The organism is Alsobacter sp. R-9 (assembly GCF_054612375.1).
The window spans coordinates 36,869-62,881 of the sequence record NZ_JBTSWJ010000014.1 but is presented as its reverse complement, the minus strand read 5'-3'; the positions used below and the strand labels follow the sequence as shown (position 1 = coordinate 62,881).

The 26,013-nt window shown below is 71.3% G+C and carries 17 protein-coding genes; 10 read left to right on the top strand and 7 right to left on the bottom strand.

What is annotated here, in order from left to right; genetic code table 11:
• Position 1: 1 nt before the first annotated feature.
• Positions 2-958, bottom strand: coding sequence for a carbohydrate kinase family protein (locus ACX9GQ_RS20180; protein ID WP_459631391.1), 957 nt, complete (start codon positions 956-958; stop codon positions 2-4).
• Positions 955-2,232, bottom strand: coding sequence for an ROK family transcriptional regulator (locus tag ACX9GQ_RS20175; protein ID WP_459631390.1), 1,278 nt, complete (start codon positions 2,230-2,232; stop codon positions 955-957). Before ACX9GQ_RS20175 ends, ACX9GQ_RS20180 begins: the two co-directional genes overlap by 4 nt.
• Before the next feature lie 639 nt (positions 2,233-2,871).
• Here ACX9GQ_RS20175 and ACX9GQ_RS20170 point away from each other — a divergent pair.
• From ACX9GQ_RS20170 to glgX, 6 genes are all read left to right on the top strand, one after another.
• Positions 2,872-5,355, top strand: a complete 2,484-nt coding sequence (locus tag ACX9GQ_RS20170) for a glycogen/starch/alpha-glucan phosphorylase (protein ID WP_459631389.1) — start codon at positions 2,872-2,874, stop codon at positions 5,353-5,355.
• Between the two features lie 3 nt (positions 5,356-5,358).
• Positions 5,359-7,551, top strand: a complete 2,193-nt coding sequence (glgB, locus tag ACX9GQ_RS20165) for a 1,4-alpha-glucan branching protein GlgB (RefSeq protein WP_459631388.1) — start codon at positions 5,359-5,361, stop codon at positions 7,549-7,551.
• 71 nt (positions 7,552-7,622) lie between these two features.
• On the top strand, positions 7,623-8,900 hold the full coding sequence (gene glgC / locus ACX9GQ_RS20160) for a glucose-1-phosphate adenylyltransferase (RefSeq protein ID WP_459631387.1): 1,278 nt from the start codon (positions 7,623-7,625) through the stop codon (positions 8,898-8,900).
• On the top strand, positions 8,897-10,351 hold the full coding sequence (gene glgA, locus ACX9GQ_RS20155; protein ID WP_459631386.1) for a glycogen synthase GlgA: 1,455 nt from the start codon (positions 8,897-8,899) through the stop codon (positions 10,349-10,351). The genes glgC and glgA overlap by 4 nt, the downstream gene beginning before the upstream one ends.
• 13 nt (positions 10,352-10,364) lie before the next feature.
• Entirely contained in the window at positions 10,365-11,993 is a 1,629-nt protein-coding gene (locus ACX9GQ_RS20150) for an alpha-D-glucose phosphate-specific phosphoglucomutase (protein WP_459631385.1), read from the top strand.
• A 10-nt stretch (positions 11,994-12,003) separates the two neighbouring features.
• Positions 12,004-16,194, top strand: a complete 4,191-nt coding sequence (gene glgX / locus ACX9GQ_RS20145; protein ID WP_459631384.1) for a glycogen debranching protein GlgX — start codon at positions 12,004-12,006, stop codon at positions 16,192-16,194.
• 12 nt (positions 16,195-16,206) lie between these two features.
• Here the strand turns inward: glgX and ACX9GQ_RS20140 are convergent, their stop codons facing one another.
• Positions 16,207-16,833 carry a helix-turn-helix domain-containing protein gene (locus tag ACX9GQ_RS20140; RefSeq protein WP_459631383.1) on the bottom strand — a complete coding sequence of 209 codons (627 nt, stop codon included), beginning with the start codon at positions 16,831-16,833 and terminating at the stop codon, positions 16,207-16,209.
• Positions 16,834-17,351: 518 nt separating this feature from the next.
• Between ACX9GQ_RS20140 and ACX9GQ_RS20135 the strand changes: the two genes are divergently transcribed.
• From ACX9GQ_RS20135 to cysG, 3 genes are all read left to right on the top strand, one after another.
• Positions 17,352-17,930, top strand: coding sequence for an ANTAR domain-containing response regulator (locus tag ACX9GQ_RS20135; RefSeq protein ID WP_459631382.1), 579 nt, complete (start codon positions 17,352-17,354; stop codon positions 17,928-17,930).
• A complete protein-coding gene (locus ACX9GQ_RS20130) occupies positions 17,927-18,970 on the top strand; it encodes a CmpA/NrtA family ABC transporter substrate-binding protein (protein WP_459631381.1) in 1,044 nt (347 codons plus the stop codon). Before ACX9GQ_RS20135 ends, ACX9GQ_RS20130 begins: the two co-directional genes overlap by 4 nt.
• Positions 18,971-19,047: 77 nt before the next feature.
• Positions 19,048-20,499, top strand: coding sequence for a siroheme synthase CysG (gene cysG / locus ACX9GQ_RS20125; protein WP_459631380.1), 1,452 nt, complete (start codon positions 19,048-19,050; stop codon positions 20,497-20,499).
• A gap of 4 nt (positions 20,500-20,503) precedes the next feature.
• On the opposite strand, the gene ACX9GQ_RS20120 is transcribed toward cysG, so the two are convergent.
• A complete protein-coding gene (locus ACX9GQ_RS20120) occupies positions 20,504-21,280 on the bottom strand; it encodes a DUF2865 domain-containing protein (protein WP_459631379.1) in 777 nt (258 codons plus the stop codon).
• 143 nt (positions 21,281-21,423) lie between these two features.
• Here ACX9GQ_RS20120 and ACX9GQ_RS20115 point away from each other — a divergent pair, with 143 nt between their 5' ends.
• The gene (locus ACX9GQ_RS20115) at positions 21,424-21,870 is read left to right on the top strand and encodes an NUDIX hydrolase (RefSeq protein ID WP_459631378.1); all 447 of its coding nucleotides are present in this window, start codon (positions 21,424-21,426) and stop codon (positions 21,868-21,870) included.
• A gap of 3 nt (positions 21,871-21,873) precedes the next feature.
• Here ACX9GQ_RS20115 and ACX9GQ_RS20110 read toward each other — a convergent pair whose 3' ends face one another.
• The 3 genes from ACX9GQ_RS20110 to ACX9GQ_RS20100 all read right to left on the bottom strand — a co-directional run bounded on the left by ACX9GQ_RS20110 (position 21,874) and on the right by ACX9GQ_RS20100 (position 25,856).
• Entirely contained in the window at positions 21,874-24,525 is a 2,652-nt protein-coding gene (locus tag ACX9GQ_RS20110) for an ATP-binding protein (RefSeq protein ID WP_459631377.1), read from the bottom strand.
• Between the two features lies 1 nt (position 24,526).
• On the bottom strand, positions 24,527-25,030 hold the full coding sequence (locus ACX9GQ_RS20105) for a putative pterin-binding protein (protein ID WP_459631376.1): 504 nt from the start codon (positions 25,028-25,030) through the stop codon (positions 24,527-24,529).
• A gap of 106 nt (positions 25,031-25,136) precedes the next feature.
• Positions 25,137-25,856, bottom strand: coding sequence for a response regulator transcription factor (locus tag ACX9GQ_RS20100; RefSeq protein ID WP_459631375.1), 720 nt, complete (start codon positions 25,854-25,856; stop codon positions 25,137-25,139).
• Between the last annotated feature and the right edge of the window lie 157 nt (positions 25,857-26,013).

The following is a 26,013-nucleotide window of genomic DNA, read 5'->3' as shown; positions in this document are numbered from 1 at the left end:
CTCAGGCGAGCGCCGCCGCCACCTCGGCGGCGCGCGGCAGGTCGGCGCCGCGGCGCGAGCAGGTGATGGACGACGCGGTGACGGCGTAGCGCAGCGCCTCGCCCAGCCGCTCGCGCGACACCGCGGGCGCGGCACCGGGCCGAAGCGCGGCGGCGCGGTCGAGGTCGGCCAGGAGGGCGGCGTGGAACGTGTCGCCGGCGCCCACCGTGTCGATCACGGCGACGCGGCGGCCCGGCACCTCCAGCGGCGCCTCGCCGCGGGGGAAGGCGACGGCGCCGTCGGCACCGCGCGTCACCACCACCAGCCCGGCGCCGGCCGCCTGCCAGCGCGCGGCCGCGTCTGCCACCGTCAGTCGCCCGCCATAGGCCACCGCGATGTCCTCGTCGCTCGACTTGATGATGGCCGCCGTCGCGGCGAAGCGGTCGAAGCGCTCGGCCCAGCGGTCGAGGTCGCCGATCAGCGTCGGGCGCAGGTTGGGGTCGAGGCTGATGGCGCGGCGGGTGCGTTCGCGCTCGGCCAGCGCGAGGTAGGCGTCGCCCACAGGCTGCACCGACAGCGTGTAGGAGCCCATGGTGATGACCCGCACGGCGTCCGGCAGCGTCGCCGGGAGGTCGGCGGCGGAGAACACGCGGTCGGCGGCGTTGTCGCCGTAGAAGGCGTAGCGCGGGTGGCCGTCGGCGCCGCGGGCGACCACGCTCATGGTCGTCGCGTTGGGCTTCACCGGGGCGAGCGACAGGTCGACGCCCTCGCGGCCGAGCAGGCCGGCGAGCAGCTCGCCGAAGCGGTCGGTCGAGAGGCCGCCGAGGAAGGCGGCCGGCGCGCCCAGCCGGGCGAGGCCGAGCGCCACGTTGAAGGGCGAGCCGCCGGCGACGATCTCTGCCGGCAGGCGGGCGCCGGAGGGGCCCTCGGGATCGCCGACGAACACGTCGACGAGCGCTTCTCCGCACACCAGGATCATGGGCGTCCGTCCCCTTCCTTGAACAGCACCTCGCGGTCGGGCGCGAAGCCCGCCATCAGCGGCAGCATGGCGGCGCCGATGGCGCGGGCGTCGTGTCCCACGGTGCCCTCGATGAAGCGCACCGGCGACAGGCCGCGCCGGTCGAGCGCGGCGGCCTGCGCCGACACGGCCTCGACGACGCGGCGGCGCACGTCCGGCGGGCAGGCGCCGTCGATGACGATGGCCTCGACGTCGATCACCGCCGTGCAGGCGATGAGCGCCGGAGCCAGCGCCGCCGCCGTCTCCTCGATCCACAGGTCGAGCAGGTCGCCGATGCCGCTCCAGTCGTCCGGCTGGCGCCAGATGTGGGAGGGGTCGCGGCCGGCGTCGCGCAGCTTCTCCTCGAGGAGATACAGCGAGGCCTGCCGCAGCAGCTGCGGGCGCACGAGCCGGCCGTCCTGCGTCAGCGTGGCGACGGGCATCGAGCCGATGGCGGCGGCGTTGCCGGTGCGGCCGGGGTAGAGCGTGCGGTCGAGCACGAGGCCGCCGCCGACGAACGAGCCGATGAAGCAGTAGACGAAGTCGCGGTGGCGGGCGCCCGCGCCGATCATCAGCTCGGCGGCGCAGGCGGCGGTGGCGTCGTTGCACACGAAGGTCTGGAGCCCGGTGCGGGTGGCGACCTCGGCTGAGAGGTCGCAGTCGCGCCACGCGGCCATGGTGCGGGGGGAGGCGCCCATGCCGGCGTCCCACGTCCACAGCTCGAAGGGGGAGGCGACGCCGGTGCCGGTGACGCGCCCGCGCAGCGACGGCGGCAGCACGCCGAGCACCGCCTCGCGCGCACCCTCCAGCCAGCCGAAGACGCTGGCGGGGTCGGGATAGGCGTGGGCGATCCGCTCGCACGCGCGCACCCTGCCGGCGAAGTCGACGAGCATCAGGTCGGAGCTGCGGCGGCCGACCTTGAGGCCGAGCGCGAAGGCGCCGTCCGGGTTGAGGCCATAGGGCACGGAGGGCTGGCCGACGCGCCCGCGGGTCTTCTCGCCGCGCAGCAGCAGGCCGTCCGCCTCCAGCCGGTTCATGATGGTCGTGGTGGTCATGGCCGAGAGGCCGGTGAGGCGGGCGATCTCGGCCTTGGGCAGGGGGCCGTGCCGGCGCACGAGCGACAGCACGAGGCGCTCGTTCCACAGACGCACGCCCGCCTGGTTCGTCCCCCGGCTCCCCGGCTCGGCGCGCGGCGTCGCCCCGGGGCCCTTCGCCCCGGCCGCCTCGCCGCCACCCGCCGTCACGTCCGCGTCCAACCCGTCCGCTCCTTCGCCATCCGCCCCTCGAGGCCCCGCGGGTGCGGGCGTCTGCCCGTTCCCGCCGTCTCACGGGCACGGGCTTTTGCCCGTTCCCGCCGCTTGGAGGTCGCGGGCTTTTGCCCGCTCGCACCTTCATCGAAGCACGAGACGGGCTAGCCCGGCCCGTTTGCACGGGCTTTGCTGGCGCCGCCCCTCATCCGCCCCGCGGGCGCGGGCTGTTGCCCGCTCCCGCATCCTTCGGAGCACGAGCCGGGCAAGCCCGGCGCGTGCGGGGCACCTTCTCCCCGCTGGCGGGGAGAAGGTGCTGGATCGAAGCGGAGGCGGATGAGGGGCCGCCGCCGGTGCCGACGCATCGCCTGCGTCCACAATCACCCGCCGTGCCCGATCCGCCCCGTGCAACCCACCGGCGCAGTCTGCGACCATGGCGCCCGCTCGTCAATAACTAAGTCCACTGGATTTATTTATTGACAGCGATCACGTGTTGCGTTGAACTTCCGGGCCATCGGTGGAAGGCTGTCTCCACCTCCGCGCGTGTCGCGGAAGGCCGGAGAAGACGGCGGAGAGTGTTTTTCCGGGGGCGGACAGTCGCGGAAAGCGGCGGAAATGCCCCCTGAAGCACGCGGGAGAGGCGGTGAGATGACGGTTCAGCAGAAGCCTCCCGCGGTGGAGCCCGCGCCGCCGGCCCTGCCGCAGGTCGATCCCGCGGTCGTGCGCGACGCCATCCTCGCCAAGCTGACCTACTCGGTCGGCAAGAATCCGATCGTCGCCAGCAAGCGCGACTGGTTCATCGCGACAGTCCTCGCGGTCCGCGATCGCATCGTCGAGCGCTGGATGGCCTCGACGCAGGCGACGTACGCGGCCAAGTCCAAGCGCGTCTACTATCTGTCGCTGGAGTTCCTCATCGGACGACTGCTCGCCGATGCGCTGACACAGCTGCAGCTGACCGAGCCCGTCCGCGAAGCCTTGCAGGAACTCGGAGTCGACTTGGAAGAGCTGCGCCAGATCGAGCCGGACGCCGCGCTGGGCAACGGCGGCCTCGGACGCCTCGCCGCCTGCTTCATGGAGAGCATGTCGACCCTGTCGATTGCAGCCTATGGTTACGGCATCCGCTACGACCACGGGTTGTTTCGACAGGTCATCCAGGACGGCTGGCAGCAGGAGTTCCCGGAGACCTGGCTCAGCTTCGGCAACCCGTGGGAGTTCGAGCGCCCCGAGGTGCTCTATCCCGTTGGATTCGGCGGATATGTCGAGACGACGGAAGACAGGGACGGGACCCTCCGGCACAGCTGGAAGCCTGCCGAGACCATCGACGCGGTGGCCTACGATACGCCCGTGCCGGGCTGGCGCGGGCGCCACGTGAACACCCTGCGGTTGTGGTCGGCGCGGGCGACGGACGCCCTTCGGCTCGATGCCTTCAACCAGGGCGATCATGTCGGCGCGCTGGCCGAGCGGGTCCGGGCGGAGTCGATCTCCAAGGTCCTCTACCCCAGCGACGCCACCCCGGCCGGCCAGGAGCTCCGCCTCCGGCAGGAGTACTTCTTCGTTTCCGCCTCCCTGCAGGACCTCGTGCGCCGCCACGTCCGCCAGCACGGCGACATCCGAGCCCTGCCGGACAAGGTTGCGATCCAGCTCAACGACACGCACCCGGCCATCGCGGTCGCCGAGCTGATGCGGATCCTCGTGGATCTTCATGGGGTTGCGTGGGAGCAGGCGTGGGAGATCACCACCGCCACGCTGTCCTACACCAACCACACCCTGCTGCCCGAGGCGCTGGAGAGCTGGCCCGTGCCGCTGATGGAGCGGCTGCTGCCGCGCCAGATGCAGATCATCTACCTGATCAACGCGCTGCACCTCGAGCGCCTGCGCCGCAACGGCGGCGACGACGGCTATGCCTCGGCCATGTCGCTCATCGACGAGGCGCACGGCCGGCACGTGCGGATGGGGCACCTCGCCTTCGTCGGCTCGCACCGCATCAACGGCGTCTCGGCGCTGCACACGGACCTGCTGAAGCAGACGCTCTTCGCCGGGCTCGACCGGCTCTATCCGGGCCGAATCGTCAACAAGACCAACGGGATCACCTTCCGGCGCTGGCTCTACGAGGCCAATCCGGGCCTCACCGGCCTGCTCGTCGACACGGTCGGCCCGCAGATCCTCGACGACCCGAACGCGCTCTCCGGCTTCGCGGCCTTCGCCGACGACGCCTCGGTGAAGGACCGCTTCGCGGCGATCCGCCGCGAGAAGAAGCAGGCGCTGGCTCGGCTGATCAGCGAGCGGGTCGGGGTCCGCGTCGACCCCTCCGCGCTGTTCGACGTGCAGATCAAGCGCATCCATGAGTACAAGCGCCAGCTGCTCAACATCCTCGAGACGGTCGCGCTCTACGACGCCATCCGCGCCCGCCCCTCCGCCAACTGGGCGCCGCGGGTGAAGATCTTCGCCGGCAAGGCGGCGGCGAGCTACCATCAGGCCAAGCTGATCATCAAGCTCGCCAACGACGTGGCGCGCCTCGTCAACGGCGACCCGACGGTCCGCGGCCTCCTCAAGGTGGTGTTCCTGCCGAACTACAACGTCAGCACCGCGGAGGCGATCATCCCGGCGGCGGACCTCTCCGAGCAGATCTCCACCGCCGGCATGGAAGCCTCCGGCACCGGCAACATGAAGCTGGCGCTGAACGGCGCGCTCACCATCGGCACCCTCGACGGCGCCAACGTCGAGATCCGCGAGCATGTCGGCGACGACAACATCTTCATCTTCGGCCTCACCGCCGAGGAGGTCGAGGCCCGGCGCCGGCAGGGCATCGACATGACCGACGTCATCGAGGCCTCGCCGATGCTCGGGCAGGTTCTCGAGGCCATCGGCTCGGGCGTCTTCTCGCCGAGCGACCCGCACCGCTATTCCGGCATCGTCGACGTGCTGCGCCACCACGACCACTTCATGGTGGCGGCCGACTTCGACGCCTACTGGGCGCGGCAGCGCGACGTCGACGCGGCCTGGGCCGATTCCTCGGGCTGGTGGCGCAAGGCGATCCTGAACACCGCCCACATGGGCTGGTTCTCGTCCGACCGCGCCATCGCCGAATACGCCTCGGACATCTGGTCCGTCCCCGTCCGGTCGAGGAACTGAGCCATGGCGGCCGCCGTCCCCGCATCCGACGAGGACGTGGCCGCCATCGTCGGCGCCCGCCACCCCGATGCGTTCGCCGTGCTGGGCCTGCACGAGCAGAGAGGCCCGCCGACGGTCCGCGCCTTCGTCCCCGGGGCGGAGCACGTCGACGTGCTCGATGGCCGTGGAGAGCGGCTGGACAGTCTTTCCAGACGCCATCCAGACGGGTTCTTCGAGGGCGCGGTCCCGACGCTCGCCGGACGGCGGCCCTATCGCCTCCGCGCGGCCAACGCGGGAGGGACCTGGACCTTCGCCGACCCCTATGCCTTCGGGCCGGTGCTGGGGCCGACCGACGACTATCTCCTCGTCGAGGGCACGCACCGCGAACTCTACGGCCGCCTCGGCGCACACCCGATGCGCCACGAGGGCGTCGAGGGCGTCCATTTCGCCGTCTGGGCGCCGCACGCGCGCCGCGTGTCCGTCGTTGGGGATTTCAATGCCTGGGACGGGCGCCGCCACCAGATGCGCAAGCGCGTCGACAGCGGGCTGTGGGAGATCTTCGCCCCGGGCGTCGGGGAGGGCGCCGTCTACAAGTACGAGATCGTCGGTCCCGACGGTGTGCTCCTGCCGCTGAAGGCCGACCCGTTCGGTTTCGCCAGCGAGCTGCGTCCCTCCACCGCCTCGGTCGTGGCCCGCACCGACGCTTTCGCGTGGACGACGGAGCCTCCGCGCGGCGGCGACCCGCGCCGCTCGCCCATGGCGATCTACGAGGTCCACCTCGGGTCGTGGCGGCGCGGCGAGGACAACCGGTTCCTGACCTACGACGAACTGGCCGACCAGCTCGTCCCCTACGCGGCGGAGATGGGTTTCACCCACCTCGAGTTGCTGCCGGTCAGCGAGCACCCGCTCGACGACAGTTGGGGCTACCAGCCCATCGGGCTGTTCGCGCCGACGGCGCGCTTCGGCGACCCCGCCGGCTTCGCCCGCTTCGTCGACCGCGCCCACGCCGCCGGGCTCGGCGTGATCCTCGACTGGGTTCCTGCGCACTTTCCGACCGACGTGCACGGCCTTTCCCGCTTCGACGGCACGGCGCTCTACGAGCACGCCGACCCGCGGCGCGGATTTCACCCGGACTGGAACACGGCGATCTACGACTTCGGCCGGCGCGAGGTCGTCAACGTGCTCGCCGCCAACGCGCTCTACTGGCTCGAGCGCTTCCGGGTGGACGGGCTGCGCGTCGATGCCGTGGCGTCCATGCTCTACCTCGACTACTCGCGCAAGCCGGGCGAGTGGCTGCCCAACGAGCAGGGCGGCAACGAGAACACGCAGGCGGTGGCGTTCCTGCGCCACGTCAACGGTCTGGTCCATGCCCAGAAGCCGGGCACGCTGATGATCGCCGAGGAGTCGACCGCCTGGCCCGGCGTGTCGCTCCCGCCGGATGCAGGCGGGCTTGGCTTCAACTTCAAGTGGAACATGGGGTGGATGAACGACACCCTGTCCTACATGGGCCTCGATCCGGTGCATCGGCGCTGGCACCACGACCGGCTGACGTTCGGGCTGCTCTACGCCTTCTCGGAGAACTTCGTCCTGCCGATCTCCCATGACGAGGTCGTGCACGGGAAGGGCTCGGTGATCGGCCGGATGCCCGGCGACGACTGGCAGAAGTTCGCCTCCGCCCGCGCCTACTACGCCTTCATGTGGGGGCACCCGGGCAAGAAGCTGCTCTTCATGGGGCAGGAGTTCGGGCAGCGGCGGGAATGGGCCTTCCGGCAGTCGCTGGACTGGCACCTCCTCGGCGAAGGCCCGTTCCACGTCGGGCTGCAGGCGACGGTGCGCGACCTGAACCAGCTGTACCGGACGCTGCCGGCGCTGCATGCGCGCGACTGCGAGCCCGAGGGGTTCCGCTGGGTCGTGGTCGACGATGCCGACCAGTCGGTGCTGGCCTGGCTGCGCTTCGACGCTGAGGGCGGCCCGCCGGTGGCGGTCGTCTGCAACTTCACGCCCGTGCCGCGGCACGGATATCGCATCGGGCTGCCGCAGGCTGGCCGCTGGCGGGAGGCGCTGAACACCGACGCCGTCGACTATGGCGGAACGGGGATGGGCAATCTTGGCGCGGTCGAGGCCGCGCCGGAGCCGTCCCACGGCCTGCCGGCGTCGGCCACGCTGACGCTGCCGCCGCTGGCGGCGCTCTACCTGGTCTTCGAACCCGGAGACTGATGGAAGGACCGGCGAAGACCGGCCGACGAAGAAACTGGATGAACCACGGGACTGAACGAGGGGAGGAGACCATGACGACCGCGAAGGCGCCGAGCCCGACCGTCACGCCGCTGGCCCGCCACGCCATGGCCTACGTGCTCGCCGGAGGGCGCGGCAGCCGGCTGATGGAGCTGACGGACCGCCGTGCCAAGCCCGCCGTCTATTTCGGCGGCAAGTCACGCATCATCGACTTCGCACTGTCGAACGCGCTCAACTCCGGCATCCGCCGCATCGGCGTGGCCACCCAGTACAAGGCGCACAGCCTGATCCGCCACCTGCAGCGGGGCTGGAACTTCTTCCGGCCGGAGCGCAACGAGAGCTTCGACATCCTGCCGGCGAGCCAGCGCGTCTCGGAGGAGAAGTGGTACCTCGGCACGGCCGACGCCGTGTACCAGAACATCGACATCATCGAGAGCTACGACCCGCGCTACATGGTCATCCTGGCGGGCGACCACATCTACAAGATGGACTACGAGCAGATGCTCCAGCAGCACGTCGAGCAGGGCGCCGACGTGACCGTGGGCTGCCTCGAGGTGCCGCTCGCCGACGCGACCGGGTTCGGCGTGATGCACGTCGACGAGAAGGACCGGATCGTGTCCTTCCTCGAGAAGCCCAAGAACCCGCCGCCGATGCCGGGCAAGCCGGACGTCGCCTTGGCCAGCATGGGCATCTACGTCTTCGACACCAAGGTGCTCTTCGACCTGCTCAACCGCGACGCGGCGGACCCGAACTCCAGCCGCGACTTCGGCAAGGACATCATCCCGTGGCTGGTGAAGAACGGGAAGGCGGTGGCGCACCACTTCTCGCGCTCCTGCGTGCGCTCCAGCGCCGAGACGAAGCCCTACTGGCGCGACGTGGGAACAGTGGACGCCTACTGGGAGGCCAACATCGACCTCACCGACGTGGTGCCCGACCTCGACCTGTACGACCAGAACTGGCCGATCTGGACCTTCGGCGAGATCACGCCGCCGGCGAAGTTCGTGCATGACGAGGACGGCCGACGCGGGCAGGCCATCGCCTCGCTCGTCTCCGGGGGCTGCATCGTCTCGGGCGCGGCGGTTCGGCGGTCCCTGCTGTTCACCGGCGTGCGCGTGAACTCCTTCGCCTCGATGGAGGGCGCGGTCGTGCTGCCCTATGTCGACGTCGGTCGCGGCGCGCGGCTCACGAACGTCGTCATCGACCGCGGCGTGCAGATTCCCGAGGGGCTCGTCGTCGGCGAGGATCCGGTGGCGGACGCCGCCCGCTTCCGCCGCACCGACAAGGGGATCTGCCTGATCACGCAGGCGATGATCGACAAGCTGCCGGCATGAGCGACCTCGCCGTCCTGTCCGTCGCCTCGGAGGTCTACCCGCTCGTCAAGACGGGTGGCCTCGCCGACGTCGCCGGCGCTCTGCCGGGCGCGATGGCCGGGCATGGCGTCGCCATGCGCACGCTGGTGCCGGGCTATCCGGCGGTGATGGCGAAGCTCGAGGGGGCGGGCGAAGTGCATCACGTCGCCGACCTCTTCGGCGGACCGGCCCGCCTTGTCGCGGGAAAGGCCGCGGGGCTCGACCTCGTCGCGCTCGACGCGCCGCATCTCTACGACCGGCCCGGCAACCCCTATGTCGGCCCCGACGGGCGCGACTGGCCGGACAATGCCTTCCGCTTCGCCGCGCTGGCGCGTGTCGCCGCCGACATCGGGCTGGGGCGCACGGCCCTGCCGCGGCCGGACGTGGTGCATGCCCATGACTGGCAGGCCGGCCTCGCGCCGGCCTACCTGCACTATGCCCGCGAGCGGCGGCCCGGCACCGTGATCACCGTCCACAACCTCGCCTTCCAGGGGCAGGCGCCGGCCGAGCTACTCGGGTTGCTCGGCCTGCCGCCGTCCAGCTGGTCCTTCGACGGCGTCGAGTACTACGGCACGATCGGCTACCTGAAGGCGGGCCTCCAGTTCGCCGACCGCATCACCACCGTCTCGCCGACCTACGCGCTGGAAATCCGCGGCCCCGACGCGGGCATGGGCCTCGACGGCCTGCTGCGCGCCCGCGCGCCGGTGCTCTCGGGCATCCTCAACGGCATCGACACGACCGTGTGGGATCCTGCCATGGACCCGCACCTGCCGGCGCCCTTCGACGCGCGGCGGTTGAAGGGCCGGGCGGCCTCCACTGCGCAGCTGCGCGAGCGGATGGGCCTCGACGCCGATCCGGCGGCGCCGCTGTTCGGCGTCGTGAGCCGGCTCTCGTGGCAGAAGGGCCTCGACCTGCTGCACGCCGCCCTGCCGGTTCTGGTGGAGAGCGGCGCCCAGCTCGCCCTGCTCGGTGCCGGGGAGCCGGCGCTGGAGGACGGCTTCCGCCGGGCCGCCGAGACGTGGCGCGGGCGCGTCGCCTGCCGCATCGGCTACGACGAGGGGCTCGCCCACCTCATCCAGGGCGGGTCGGATGCGATCCTCGTCCCGTCGCGCTTCGAGCCCTGCGGGCTGACGCAGCTCTGCGCGCTGCGCTACGGCGCGGTGCCGGTGGTGGCGCGTGTCGGCGGGCTCGCCGACACGGTGATCGACGCCAACGAGATGGCGCTGGCGGCCGGCGTCGCGACCGGCCTTCAATTCGCCCCGGTCGACCGCGAGATGCTGGAAGCGGCCTTGCGGCGCACCGTGGCGCTCTGGCACGACAGGGCGGCGTGGCGCCGCCTGCAGAAGAACGGCATGGCCACGGACGTGTCCTGGACCCTCCCGGCGCGCCACTATGCCGAGCTTTATCGCGGCCTCGCGCCGCGCCCCGCCTGACCGAGAACCCGCGATGACCAAGACCGTCCCCACCGCCCCGATCGCCGGCCAGAAGCCGGGCACCTCCGGCCTGCGCAAGAAGGTCCCGGTATTCCAGGCTCCGCACTACGTGGAGAACTTCGTGCAGTCGATCTTCGACTCGCTGGAGGGCTTCCGCGGGCAGACACTCGTCATTGGCGGTGACGGGCGGTACTACAACCGCGAGGCGATCCAGGTCGTGCTGCGCATGGCGGCCGCCAACGGTTTTGGCCGGATCGTGGTGGGCCGCGGCGGCATCCTCTCGACGCCGGCGGCCTCGAACCTGATCCGCAGCCTGAAGGCCTTCGGCGGCATCGTTCTCTCCGCGAGCCACAACCCCGGCGGGCCGGACGGCGACTTCGGCATCAAGTACAACATCGGCAATGGCGGCCCCGCGCCGGAGAAGATCACCGACGCGGTCTTCGCCCGCACGCAGACGATCGACCGGTACCTGACGCTCGACACGCCGGACGTCGACCTCGACCGCATCGGGGAGGTGAAGCTCGGCGACGCCGTCGTCGCAGTGGTCGATCCGGTTGCCGCCTATCGCGACCTCATGGCGACGCTGTTCGACTTCGACGCCATCCGCGCGCTGTTCGCCTCCGGCTTCACGATGCGCTTCGACGCGATGTCCGCCGTGACCGGGCCCTATGCGAAGGCGATCCTGGAAGGGGAGCTTGGCGCGGCACCGGGCACGGTGATGAACGCCGAGCCGCTGCCCGACTTCGGCGGCCACCATCCCGACCCCAACCTCGTCCATGCGAAGCACCTGCTGGACCTCGCCTTCTCCGCGGACGCGCCCGACCTGTGCGCCGCATCGGACGGCGACGGGGACCGCAACCTCATCATCGGCCGCAACCGCTTCGTGACGCCGTCCGACAGCCTCGCGCTGCTCGCGGCGAACGCGCATCTCGCGCCCGGCTACAAGGGGGGGATCGCCGGCATCGCCCGCTCGATGCCGACCAGCGCGGCCGCCGACCGGGTGGCCGAGAAGCTCGGCGTGCGTTGCTACGAGACGCCGACGGGGTGGAAGTTCTTCGGCAACCTGCTCGACGCCGGGCTCGCGACCATCTGCGGCGAGGAGAGCGCGGGCACGGGCTCCAACCACGTGCGCGAGAAGGATGGCCTGTGGGCCGTGCTGCTGTGGCTGAACATCCTCGCCGTCCGGCGCCAGGGCGTCGACGCCATCGTGCGCGAGCACTGGACGACCTACGGGCGCAACTACTACTCGCGCCACGACTACGAGGAGGTCGCGACCGACGGCGCCAATGCCATGATGGCGGAGCTGCGGGCCGCGCTGCCGACCCTGCCGGGCCAGCGCTTCGGCGCGCTGACGGTGAAGGCGGCCGACGACTTCGCCTATCACGACCCGGTCGACCACTCCGACTCGCGCAACCAGGGCTTGCGGATCCTGTTCGAGGACGGCTCGCGCATCGTGTTCCGCCTGTCCGGGACGGGCACGGCGGGCGCGACGATCCGCATCTACATCGAGCGCTTCGAGCCCGATCCCGCGCGGCACGAGCAGGAGACGCAGGCGGCGCTCGCCGACCTGATCGCGCTCGCCGGCGAACTCTCGGGCATCCGCCGGCACACCGGGCGCGACGCCCCGACCGTGATCACCTGAGTCCGGCCGGATGGGCTGCCGGGTCACGCCGGGATCGCCCGAGCCCCTCGGCGTCGTCCCCGACGGCGACGGGGTGAACGCGGCGTTCCCCGCGCCGAACGCGGAGGCGGTCGAACTCTGCCTGTTCGACGCGGCTGGTGCCGTGGAGACCGAGCGCATCCGACTCGGGCACCGCACCGGCGGCGTCTGGCACGCCCATGTTGCGGGAGTTGCTGCTGGGACACGCTACGGCCTGCGCGTGCATGGGCCGTTCGATCCCTCGCGCGGCCACCGCTTCAACCCGGCGAAGCTGCTTGTCGACCCGTGGGCGACCCGGCTCGATCGTCCGCTGCGGCTCGACCCGCTGCTGTTCGACACGCGGCGCGCCGATCCGTCCGCTCCGCCGGACGAGGCCGACAGCGCCGGCGTGGTGCCGAAGGCCATCGTCGAGGCGCTGCCGTCGCCGCCCACCGACACGCGGCCGCGGGTGCCTTGGGACCGGACGATCCTGTACGAACTGGGCGTGAAGGCCTTCACGGCGATGCACCCGGAGGTGCCGGAAGCGCAGCGCGGTACCTTCGCGGGGCTCGGGCATCCAGCAGTCGTCGGCTACCTCCGCGACCTCGGCATCACGACCGTCGAGATCCTGCCGGTCGCGGCATGGATCGACGAGCGGCACCTGCCGCCCCTGGGGCTGGCAAACGCCTGGGGCTACAACCCCATCGGCTTCTGCGCGCCCGACCCGCGCCTTGCGCCCGGCGGCTGGACGGAGGTGCGCGCGGCGGTTGAGGCGCTGCACGCGGCGGGCCTCGAGGTCATCGTCGACGTGGTGCTGAACCACAGCGGCGAGTCCGACGAACTGGGGCCGACGCTCTCCCTGCGCGGCCTCGACAACGCCGCCTACTACCGGCTGCGGCCCGACGATGCGGCGCTCTACGTCAACGATGCCGGCTGCGGGAACGTGCTGTCGCTCGACCGTCCGCCCGCGCTGCGGCTCGCCATGGACGCGCTGCGGACATGGGCGATCCGCGGCGGCGTCGACGGCTTCCGCTTCGACCTCGCGGCGACTCTGGGCCGCCGGCCGGAGGGTTTCGATCCCGACGCTCCGCTGCTGCAGGCCATCGCGCAGGACCCGCTGCTGCGCGACCTCAAGCTGATCGCCGAGCCGTGGGACATCGGCCCCGGCGGCTACCAGCCCGGCCGGTTTCCTGCCGGCTGGGGCGAGTGGAACGACCGCTACCGCGACGACGTGCGGCGGTTCTGGCGCGGCGACGGCGGCATGGCCGGCGCCATGGCCACCCGTCTCGCAGGCTCTCAGGACGTCTTCGGGGGCAAGCACCGCCCGTCACGCGGGGTCAACTTCATCACCGCTCACGACGGTTTCACGCTCGCCGATCTGGTATCGCACGAGCGCAAGCACAACGAGGCCAACGGCGAGGACAATCGCGACGGCACGGATGCCAACCATTCGTGGAACCATGGCATCGAGGGCCCGGCCGCCGATCCCGAGGTCCGGCAACGCCGGCTCGCCGACCAGCGGGCGCTCCTTGCCACGCTCCTCCTGTCGCGCGGAACGCCCATGATCTCCATGGGCGCGGAGGCGGGTCGGACGCAGCACGGCAACAACAATGCCTATGCGCAGGACAACCCGCTCGGCTGGTTCGACTGGGCGGGGAAGGACGACACGCTCGTCGGACTCGTCCGGACGCTGTGCCGATGGAGGACGGCGCTCCCGCCGCTTCGGGAGGACGCCTTCCTGTCCGGGCGCCCGCCGGCAGGAAGCGACCTGCCGGACGTCGTCTGGTGCCGGCCCGACGGCGCCCCCATGACGGACGGGGACTGGCACGGCGATGTGCGGGTGATCGTCGCCGTCTTCGCCACCGTCACGGACGATCGTGTCGTTCGGGCGGCGGTCGTGCTGAACGCCTCGCCCGGCCCCGTTCCGGTCACGCTGCCCGATCCGCGCGAGGATCAGCGATGGATCGTGCGCGTGGAGACCGGCGGCGACGCCGCGGGCGAGGCTCTCGACGGCCGACCGGTGACGGTCACGGCCCGCAGCGTGCTTCTCGCCGAGGAGGTCGAGGCTTCGCCGTCGCGTCGCTCCGGCATACCCCCGCTGCTGCTCGGAAAGCTCGCCGCGGCGGCCGGCATCGCCGCGGAGTGGTGGGAGGAGACGGGCGTGCGCCACGCCGTCGGTGACGACACGCGTCGCGCGCTTCTCTCGGCCATGGGCGTCCCCTGCGGGAGCGCAGGCGAGGCCCGGGACGCGCTGTCGTCGCTCGCCGAGGAGCGAGACGGGCGTGCGCTCGCGGCGGCGCAAGCCGTTCGTCTTGGCCGCCCGGGATCGCTTGCCGTCGCCGCGGAAGCCTTTGCGCGCTCCCGGGCACTGGTGCTCGCGGACGAGAACGGTGCCACGATGACGGTGCCGCTGCCGGCGAATTGTCCCGCACAGGGGCGCGAAGGCGTGGACGGCCGCACGCGCGTCGTCCGGATCGTCCCGCTGCCCGATCTTTCGTCCGGCCGCTGGATCGCGCGGCTGGACGGCGCGCCGGACCAGCCGTGTCGCCTGACCGTCGCCCCGCCGCACTGCTTCACGCCGGACCATCTTGCGCCCGGCGTGCGGCGGGCCGGGGTCGCGGCCCACCTCTACGCGGTGCGCCGGAAGGGGGACCAGGGGATCGGCGACTTCACGGCTCTAGGCGAACTCGGCCGCCTGACGGCCCGGGCCGGTGGCGTGACCGTGGGGCTCAACCCCATGCATGCGCTGTTCGGTGCGGATCGGGACCGCGCCAGTCCCTATCACCCCTCCGACCGGCGGTTCCTCGATCCGATCTACCTCGACGTCAACGCCCTCGGCGCCGGCGACCCGACCGGCGCAGCGGCGGCGCTGCTGGCGCGTTCCGGAGAGGCGCTGTCGCGGCTGGCTGGCGTCTCCCACGTCGACTACCCCGGCGCCTGGTCGCTGAAGCGGACGGTCCTCGCGCAGTGCTTCGCCGATCTGCAGGAGGCCCCCGCGGATCATCCGGAACGGCGCGCACTGGACCACTTCCGGACGGAACGTGGCGACAACCTGCAGCGCTTCGCCACCTTCGAGGCCCTGGCCGAGGTCCATGCGGGCCCGTGCTCGGCTTGGCCGGAGGCCGTGCGCGACCCTGCCCGAGCAGGGGCTGCAGCAGATCCGGATCGGGTCGCCTTCCATGCGTGGCTGCAGATGCTCTGCGAGCGGCAGTTCGAGACCGCAGCCCGGCGCGCCGGTCTGTCGCTCGGGTTCTACCGCGACCTTGCCGTCGGCGCCGCCCCCGATGGCGCGGAGATCTGGGCCGATCCGGGCGGCTTCGCCCGCGGCGTGTCGATCGGGGCGCCCCCCGACCTGTTCTCCCGGGATGGTCAGGTGTGGAACCTTCCGCCCCCCAACCCGCTCGCCCAGGAGCGCAGCGGAGGCGCGGCGTTCGGCGCGCTTCTGGCCACGAACATGCGCCATGCAGGCGCGCTTCGCATCGACCACGTGATGGGCCTGACGCGGCTGTTCTGGGTGCCTGACGGCGCACGCGGGGCGGATGGCGCCTATGTCGCCGCGCCCTTCCGCCATCTAGCGGCCCAACTGGCGCTGGAGAGCCACCGGGCCCGGGCCGCCGTGGTCGGCGAGGACCTCGGCACCGTTCCGGAGGGCTTCCGGGAGCGGCTGGCCGCCGAGCACGTCCTGAGCTACCGGGTGCTGTGGTTCGAGCGGGACGGGGACGGTTTCCGGCCGCCGCAGACCTGGCCCGAGCGCTCGGTCGCCTGCGCCAGCACCCACGACCTTCCGACGCTCCGCGGCTGGTGGCGGGGGGCCGACATCGCGGAGCGTCACTCCCTGGGGTCGCTCACCGGCGACGACGCGACGGCGGCGCGAGCGGTGCGTGTGCGTGACCGGGAGGCGGTGCTCGCCCTGCTGCGTCGCGAGGGCCTGCTCCCGCCGGGACCCGCCGCACTGGATGCGAGTGACGAACTCCCCACGGAGGTTGCGTCGGCGCTGCATGCGCTGGTCGCGCGCGCGCCTGCCGTCCTCGCGCTCGCGCAGGTGGACGACCTCGTGGGGGAAGGAACGGCACTGAACCTGCCGGGCACCGATCGGGAGCGCCCCAATTGGCGCCGCCGCCTCGCCGCCGATCTCCAGGAGATCTTCAAAGCCGGTCCGGCGCAGGCGATGTGGTCGGCGCTCAGCGGTTCCCGGCCGGCGTGAACCGTCCGCGCCTCACCACGGCGACGGATCAAGTGTGCGCGAAGGCTTCGCAAACGCCCGGAGCGCGTCGATGTCGTGAATGATGTAGCGGTTCCCGTCCGTTTCCACGCCCACGGTGCGCAACTGCGCGAGGATGCGCGACAGCGTCTCGGGCGTCGCGCCGAGCCGCTGGGCCACCTTCCTTTTCGGGAGGTTGAAGTCGATCACGTTGGTGTCGGGCGACCGCGACTGCTCGCGCAGGATCAGCGCCGCGAGACGCTCGGACGCGGGCCGCAGCTTCTGGTTGAGCACCTCGCGGGCCGCGAGGTCCGTGGTGCGGGCGAGTTCCGTGGCAAAGGCCATGGCGAGGCCGTTGTCGATCCGCAGGACGTCCCGGACGGATGATGCCGGGATCATCAGGAGGTCGGAACGCGTCGTCGTGCAGAAGCTCGCGAAGGACGGCGTGCCGAGCAAGATGCCCGAGTGGACGAAGCAGCGTCCGTGCGGGACCACGTACATCAGCGTCTGCAGACCGTCGTGGCTCGCCACCGCTTCCACGGCGCCGCTCACCACGCCATAGAGATACTCGACGGGCATGTCCTGTCCGAGCACCTCGGTGCCGGTCGGGACGACCTGCAGGAAACTGAATTCGCTGACCATCGCCAAAAGGTCGTCGTGCGCCTCCGCGAATAGCGAAAGCCGACGACAGGCGTGTATGACGCGCATGCGATTCGCGTTCATCACGGAAATCCCCCCAAGGCCAAGCTAGAGCATGGGCGTCGGGGAGCAAGATAGGACTTGAATAAATTCGTGGGAATGCTTGCCCGCGTTGCCGGCTTTGTAATGAAGCCGGCAACGCGGGCGATGCCGGGCGCCAGAATGGAAGGCCGGACCAGGGTTGGATCGGAGGCGCGCCCGTACCTCTCGCCTGTCCGACTGGCGAAATCTTAGGCAGAAGATCCTTAATCTTTCCTTATGATGCGGGAGTTTCAACCAGATTTGGTCAATTCCATCCCCGATGCATCAAGCCAATGTACCGAAGCTCAAGCCTGGATTCCCGATCCGTAGCCTGACGGATGCTTCCTGCCCTTGAACCCGGTGCCTGTCGGCGCCAGCCTGTGCTGGTTGGGACGCCAGCGGCGGCGTCCGCAAGTCAGGGCTGCACAAGGCCGCATGGCATGGGCACGCGAATCGTCATCATTGACCAAAGTCCCATCCGGGGCGCCATCATCGAGGAGGGACTGCGGGAGGCGGGGTACCAGCACATCGTCCACCTCGAGGCGACCGAACGGTTGCTGGAGCGCATCGTCGCAGAGGCGCCGGACGTGATCGTCATCGACCTCGAGAGCCCGAGCCGCGACACGCTCGAGCAGATGTTCCTCGTCAGCCGTTCCGTCCCGCGCCCGGTCGCGATGTTCGTCGACCAGTCGGACACGGCAATGATCAACGCGGCGATCGACGCCGGCGTGTCGGCGTATGTCGTGGACGGCCTCCGCAAGGAGCGCGTGCGGCCGATCCTCGACATGTGCATCAGCCGCTTCAATGCATTCGCCCGCCTGCGCGACGAACTCACCCGCACCCGCACGCAGCTCGAGGAACGCAAGGTCATCGACCGGGCGAAGGGGCTCCTGATGCAGGCCCGCGGCCTCACGGAGGAGCAGGCCTACGCCCTTCTCCGGCGCACCGCCATGAACGAGAAGAAGAGGCTCGCCGACATCGCCCAGTCCGTCCTCACCGCCTCGGAACTGCTGAAATGACCCGCACGATCCGGATCGGGTTCATCCCTCTCGTCGACGCGGCGCTGCCGATCGTGGCGGCGAGGCTCGGCTTCGCAGAGGAGCAGGGCCTCGCCCTCGATCTCGTCCGCGAAGTCTCGTGGGCCAATGTCCGCGACCGGCTGCTGCTCGGCCATCTCGATGCCGCCCACCTTCTGGCGCCGGCCGCCATCGCGTCGAGCCTGGGGGCGGGGCACGTGCGGGTGCCGCTGGTCGCGCCGGCTGCGCTTTGCCTCGACGGCAACGCGATCACCGTCTCCTCGCGCCTGTACGCCGAGATCATGGACCACCTCGACGGGCCGCCGACGCCACGGGCGACGGCGCAGGCGCTCGCCGCGGTGGTGGCGCGGCGCGCGGCTGGGGGCGAGGCGCCGCTGACGCTCGCCCACGTGTTTCCTTTCTCGACCCACCATTACCAGCTGCGGCACTGGCTCGCTCTCGGAGGCATCAGGCCGGATGACGACGTCCGGCTCGTCGTGCTTCCGCCCCCCTACATGGCCGGCGGCCTGGAAAGCGGACACATCGACGGCTTCTGCGTCGGCGCGCCGTGGAGTTCGCTCGCGGTGCGCTCGGCGGGCGCGGTGCTTCTGCACGCCGGCCCCGAGGTGACGCCCGACGTGCCCGAGAAGGTGCTGGCCTTCCGCGCCGCGTGGGACGCCGAGCACCCCGATCTCGTCGAGCGGCTGGTGCGTGCCATCCACGATGCCGCCCGTTGGTGCGCGGTGTCGGCCAACCGCGACGCGCTCGCGCAACTCCTTTCGGCCCCCGGGCATGTCGGCGTGGACGCTGCGACGATCGGCGAGATCCTGTCGGGGGACCTGCTGGTGCAGGCGCCGGACCGGAGGTGGAACGGGCCTGCGATCCGCCTGGGGCCGGAGGTCGTCCGGCCGCGCAGGAGCCACGCGACGTGGCTTTTCGATCGCATGGTGGAGGCGGGTCAGACGTCGGACGGTCCCGCCGGGCGGGCCGTCGCGGAAGCCGTCTACCGCCCGGACCGCTACGACGCGGCCATGGGTGCGTGAAAGCGGGGGCCTTGCCCTGCACGTCGTTCCGTGGCTCCTGATGCCCTGTCCGCGGGGCGCGGGAGCGGAGGGTCGGCATGAGCGGGGAGCATCCGGACACGCCCGCGGGTGATGACGCCGCCGCGCGCAGGATCGGCGCCCTGGCCGCCCTGCCGCTGTTCCACAAGCTCGATGGCCGGCGCGTCGTCGTCGCCGGCGGTTCCGACGGCGTCGCGTGGAAGGTCGAGCTGCTGGCAGCGGCGGGCGCCCGTGTCGATGTCTACGCTGCGCAGCCCGGTGACGCGCTGTGCGCCTTCATGTCCTCCGGTGCAGCCGCCGCCCGGGTGACGCTGCACGAGCGGCCGTGGACGCCCGACGTCCTGCATGGAGCGCGACTGGCCCTGGCCGACGTGGAGGGCGAGGCGGAGGCCGAGGCCTTCCGGTGCGCGGCGCGCCTCGCGGGGACGACCGTGAACGTCGTCGACAAGCCGGCCTTCTGCGACGTCCAGTTCGGCTCCATCGTCAACCGTTCGCCGCTGATCATCGGCATCTCGACGGACGGTGCCGCGCCGGTGTTCGGCCAGGCCATCCGGGCCCGGGTGGAGGCCCTGCTGCCCGACGGGCTGCGGCGATGGGCAGAGGCCGCGAGGGACTGGCGGCCCGCCGTGCAGGCCCGCGGCCTCGGCTTCCGGGCGCGACGGGCATTCTGGGAGCGCTTCACCGCGCTGGCGCTGGCCCGGCCTGGCGATGCGCCGACGCCGGACGATCGCGCCGGTCTGCTGGCGATGCTCGACAAGGCCGAGACGACGCGCCCCGGGTCGGTCGCCTTCGTCGGTGCCGGGCCGGGCGATCCCGACCTCGTCACGCTGAAGGCGGTGCGTGCGCTGCAGTCGGCCGACGTCATCCTGCACGACGATCTCGTCGACGGGCGCATCCTCGACCTCGCCCGGCGCGAAGCGCGCCGTGTCGGCGTCGGCAAGCGGGGCGGGCGGGCGTCGTGGACGCAGGCAGACATCATCGCGCTGCTGCTGAAGGAAGCGGGAGCGGGTGCCCGCGTCGTGCGGCTCAAGGGCGGCGATCCCGCGATCTTCGGGCGCCTCTCCGAGGAACTGGCTGCCTGCGTCGCTGCCGGCCTTCCCGTCGAAGTGGTGCCCGGGATCACGGCGGCCAGTGGTGCGGCGGCTGCGCTCGGGATCAGCCTGACGCAGGCCGCCAAGGCGTCGCGCCTCCAGTTCGTCACCGCCCATGCGCCCGACGGGAGCCTGCCGACGGACCTCGACTGGGCGGCGCTGGCCGACCCGCGCGCAACGACAGCCGTCTACATGGGAGCACGGACGGCACCCGCCCTCGTCGCCCGGCTGGTCGCCGAAGGGCTGCCGCCGGCGACGCCGGCCGCCATCGTCGTCAACGCGACCCTTGCGTCGGAACGCAGCATTCGCTGCAGGCTCGACGAGGTTGCCGCCGGGCTCGAAGAGCATGGGGGGGGCGGGCCGGCGCTGATCCTGATCGGTGCGGTCGCCGGCGCGCAAGGGCGCGCCCCGCTGCCGTGACGCCTTACTGGCCGAAGGCAGGCTCGCCGACCTGACGGGGCTCGAGGCGCCGAAGCGAGGCCGGCGTCGGGGTGACGACGATCTCGTTGGCGCGGCGGCCGGCGACGCGTGCCGGCTCTTCCGGCCGGCGGGCTGCCGTGTCGAAGCCGGGGCCGAGCATGCGCTCGGCCTGCCGCAGGAGCCCGGCCGGCAGCGCGCCGGGGCGCCGCACGTCGAGGAAGTCCGCGCTCGTCCACGCCGACCGGGACGGATTCGCCGGGCTGAAGACGCTGGCGCCCTGCAGGGTCACCACGAGGTCGCCGCGCCGCAGGGTGGGGTCGGACAGGATGCGCTGCATCGCCGCCACGTAGCCTTCGTCGCGGCGGCACGAGCAGCCCTCGCGCAACCCGGTGCGGTAGGCGAAGGCGTTCGGCAGGTCGCCGTAGCGGCGTCCCCGCGCGTCGACCGCGGCCTCGGGTGCGAGGGCCGGGCCGCGGAACACCGCCATCTCCTGGTTGGGACAGCTCGCCGCGCACAGGCTCTCCGCGGCGCCGCGCGCCGCGCCCTCGACGGGAAAGTAGAAGCCGTCGCAGGCGCGCATGCAGAACACACGGCCGCCGCCCGCGTTGGCCGGAGGCAATGCCGGATCGCCGGGCGCCGGCATCGGGGAGAACCCTCCAGCGGGCGGTGCCGGGCGGGTGGAGGAGCCGAACAGCAGCTCGAAAAGGCCCGCCTGCGCCGGCGTGACGGCAAGCAACGCCGCGGCGATGGCGAACAGGCGGAGGAAACGGGCATGCGCCATGGTGGCTGCGGCTGGGCTCCGGACATGTACGGTTGCCGCTTCGTGTCACCGCCTCAGGAGAAACACAAACGATTCCGAAACACGTTGCTAACAAATACTGGATGGACCGCCGCATGGCTGCGCCGGAGACGGAGCCCCCGTGGATGAAGAGGATCGAACCCGAGCCGGATCTCGCGGGCCTGCCACGGCAATATGCGGCGCTGCCGTGGCGCCTGCGAAAGGGCCGCATGCGCATCCTTCTCGTCACGTCGCGCGAGACCCGGCGGTTCATCCTGCCGAAGGGCTGGCCGATCGAGGGGCTCAAGCCGCACCGCGTGGCCGAGCGCGAGGCTCTCGAGGAAGCCGGCGTGACCGGACGGATCGAGCGGCAGCCGATCGGGGCCTACGCGGCGTGGAAGCGGATGCCCGGGACCTTCCTTCTCTGCGCGGTCGAGGTCTATCCGCTCGAGGTCCGGGACGAGCGCGCCCGCTGGCCGGAGCGGTCGGAGCGCGAGCGGCTCTGGGTCGAGGCGGAGGACGCGGCAGACCTCGTCGACGAGCCCGGCCTCGCCTCCCTGCTGCGCCGGGTCGCGCAGGCGCGCGCCGCCTGACCCTCAGGCCTCCGCGCCGACGTCGACCGCCAGGCGGGACAGGGCCTCGAGCCCGACGGCACAGGATTGTAGGAGGGCGGGGACGCCTGCGACCGTCGTTTCGTCCGCGTCGGCGTGGCTCACCGCCCGGGCCTCGGCCGCGAGCTCGACCATGCCGAGCTGGCCGAGGACGCCGGCGATCTTGTGGGCTTCCTTCCGCATCACCGCGACGTCGCCTCGCCTGAAGGCCGCCCCGAGTGCGGCCACCCGCTCCACCGCGTCCTGGCGGAACCGGTCCAGCACCGCCACGAAGGTCTCCGGGTCGAACGCGTCGCGCAACTCGCCGATGGCGGGCTTCATGGCGTCGAGCAGGGACACCACCGGATCAGCGGTCGCCTGCCGTGCCGTCGAGGAAGAGGCGCCGCCAGCGTCGGCGCTGCTCCCCTCCCGGGCCTCGGCGAGCATTCCGCGCAGCTCCGCGAGGCGCACCGGCTTGGTGAGGTAGAACGGCGTACCCGCCTCCGCCGCCAGCGACCGCGCCTCGGGCAGGGCCTGCGCCGTGAGGAAGATCACGGGCGTGGTCCCCGCCGCTCCCGGCAGAAGCCTGATCAGGCGCGTGGCCTCGACGCCGTCGAGCACCGGCATCTGCATGTCCATCAGGACGGCATCGAAACGCCCGCGACGCACGGCCTCGACGGCTTCGCGGCCGTTGTCGACGCAGACGACGTCGTGACCGAGCTTCCTGAGCATCGCCTCGACGACGAGGCGGCTGCTGGCGGTGTCCTCGGCGACTAGCAGCCGCAGCGGCGCGGCGCTGGCGAGGGGCTCGGCCGGCAACGGTGCCGCCGGCAGCGCCGCTGTCGCGCGGGGCAGGTCCAGCTCGACGAAGAACGTCGTTCCCCGGGCGGACGTGTCCGCCACGCCGATCCGTCCGCCGAGCAGGTCGACGAAACGGCGACTGATGGCGAGGCCGAGCCCCGTCCCGGCCTGGCGCGGGTCCTGCGCGTCCTCGCCGCGCACAAAAGGCTCGAACAGGCGCTCCACGACGGCGGCGGGCAGGCCGGGGCCCGTGTCGACGATCTCGAAGCGCACCCGGTCGGGATGGCCGGTGTCGCCCGCCGGTCGCGCCCGCAGGGTCACGGTTCCCTCCGCTGTGAACTTCACGCTGTTGGCGAGAAGGTTCAGCAGCACCTGATAGAGGCGCCCCTCGTCCCCCATCACGTGCCGCGGCAGGGCGGGATCGGTCACGCACGCGACAGCGACGGGCTTCGATGCCGCCAGCGCGCCGGCCACGGACGTCAGCCGGCCCAGCGTGTCGCCGAGGTCGAAGGGGGCGAGGTCGAGCTCCGCCCGGCCGGCCTCCAGCCGGGAGAGGTCGAGGATCGTGTTGATGAGGTGCAGCAGCTGGTTGGCCGCCTCGTTCACGGCCGCGACATAGCGCGCCGCCTCGGGATCGAGCCGCGTGCCGGCCAGCAGCTCCGACAACCCCACCACCGCGTTCATGGGCGTCCGGATCTCGTGGCTCAGCGTGGCCAGGAACTCCGATTTCGCCGCGTTGGCCTTCTGCTCGCGCAGCGCCAGCAGCCGCAGCTCCTCGGCCTGCTGCTGGAGAATCGCCTTGGTTTCCTCCAGCTCGGCCTCGCGGCGCTTCAGCTCGCTGATGTCGGTGCGGATGCCGACGAGCCCGCCCTCGCTGGTCCGGCGATCCGAGATCATCAGCCAGCGGCCGTCGCCGAGCAGCTGCTCGAACGGGTCGCCGAGGCTGTCGCGGCGCTGCATGCGCTTTCGCAGGAACTCATCGGGATCGTCGACGGCCTCCACGTACTGTCCCCGCGCCACCCCCAGCCGCAGGATCTCCTCGAACGTCCGCCCCGGCTCGATCGCTTCGGCCGACAAGGCGTAGTACTCGCGGTACTTGGCGTTGCAGATGACCAGCCGGTCCTCGGCGTCGTAGAGGACGAACCCCTCGTTGATGTTGGCGATCGCCTCCGACAGGCGATTGCCGGCGGCCTCCGCCTCGGCGCGCGTGGCGGACAGTTCCCGCACGGCGGCGCGCGACCGGGCCTCGGCCCGGACGAGGTAGATCATCAGTGCGAAGAACGAGGCGAAGGCCGAGGCCGAGAACACCTTGATCTCGGTCCTCAGGGTGTTCTGGGCCCGTGACAGCACGGCACGGTCGTCCAGTTCGTCCTGGACGCTTGCGGCGGTGATCCGCTTGATGATCGGCAGGTGAGGCAGGATGGCGTTGCGGATCTCGCTGCCGTGATGATGGTCAGTCGGTTCGAGGCCGGCGACGAGCGGATCGACGCGCTCCAGGTCACGCTGCAGCCGATCGAGCGCCGCTCGCGCCTCCGGCTTGTCGGAGAGCCAGCGCGCGTGCACGCCCGCCGAGAACAGTGCCAGCCGGCTCCAGGCGATGTCGAAGCGCTCGGCAACGGACTGGGGCGAGACCTTCTGTTCGCCGTGGTGGAAATCGTCGAGCGCGATGAGGAAGCGGGCGAGTTCGACCTCGAGCTGCGCCGAGGCCCAGACCGGACTGTCTTCCACCGGCAGGCGGAGCCGGTTCTCGATGGCGAGATAACGCGTGGCCGAGATCACCGTGTTCAGGACGAGCAGGGCCACGACCCCGGCAAGCAGGAGCGGCAGGCGCTGCGATCTGTCCCCGAACAGCTTCATCCTACTGCACGACGATCGACTTGAGCTGCCAGATCCACTTGTGGTTGTTGGCCTCCTCGCGGAACGACGGCAGTTCCTCGTACGGATACACGATCCAGATCGGCCCCTTGTCCCGCACCCGCAGCTGCACGCCGTTCATCCGCATCGCCAGCAGAGCGGGAATCCTGTCGAACTCCGTCGCGTCGAGCTCGACGGAGTAGTCGTTGATCGCCATCGCCTTGAGGCGACGGCCCTTGATCCCGACCGCGTCGAGCAGGGCCTTGACGGGGACGCCCTCGAACTCGACCACGCCGTCGGTCCATGGCGTCGTGGTCCGCAGCCGGGCGAGGCCCAGCCGTTCCAGCATGGCGCGGTCGAAGACGGCCCGGTCCCCGTCGTTGGTGTTGGTGATCGCACCCGATACCGTCAGGAGGACCTGGCCCGACGGACGGTCGAGCGCCTTGGACGCCGTCGGCGCCGCCATCCCGGTCAGAAGCGCCAGGGCAAGGACCAGAAGTCGTCTCATGCCAAGTTCCTCGGTCGCGCGGCGGAGCCGTCTGCCGGCATCGGAGCGCGCAGCGCCGCCGGCGCCAGATGTGGCATGGATCGCGGGATCGCGGAAGCGCCTCGTCTCAGCCGGGGACGGCTGAGACCTGCAGCACATAGCCCAGGTTGCGGACGTTGGCCACGAGGCTGGGGGCGGACGGATCGTCGATCTTGCGCCGCAGCTTGCTGACGAGGACGTCCACGCGGCGGCTGTCGCCCGGCACCTCGCGCCTGAAGACCTCCGCCTCGATGCGCTCCCGGGAAAGGATCGTCCCGGCGTTGTCGAGGAGGAGCCGCAGGAGGCGGAACTCGGCGTCGGTCAGATGCTCTGCCGAGCCCTCCGGCCGCTGCACGCTGCGCTCCACCATGTCGATGCGCACGGCGCCGAGGGTGGCTGTGGCCGATCCGGGCCGGATCGAGGCAGCGGTGCCCAGGAGCCGCTCGAGCCGGCGCACCCTGAGGAGAAGCTCCCGCAGCTCGAACGGCTTGACGAGGTAGTCGTCCGCCCCCCGCTCCAGACAGTGGATTCGATCTTCCGTCGAGGCCTTCGCCGAAACGACCATCAGCGGAATGCCGCGCGGCGCGAAGAGCTCCAGGAGCTCGTACCCTTCGCCGTCCTCCAGCATGAGGTCGAGCAGGACGATGTCGGGCGGTGTCCGCTCCAGGATCACCTTGGCTCCTGCCACGCTCCACGCCTCGAGCGCAGCGAACCCGCTGGCCCTCATGTAGTCGACCACCGTGCGGCGCAGCGACGGGGAGTCCTCGATCACGAGGATGCGAAGGGGATCGGCGGCCGGGAGGGACATGAAACGGCTGCACCTTCGAAAAGAAAGCCTCCGGCCCGGCCCCTCAGAGAACGGCAGTCGGCCCTAAAGTGTAACGTTCTTGATAATATTCGCCGCCGGGACAGCAGCGAAGACTTTCCATGTCCGTCACGTTTGCATGAATATGATATCCTTGAAA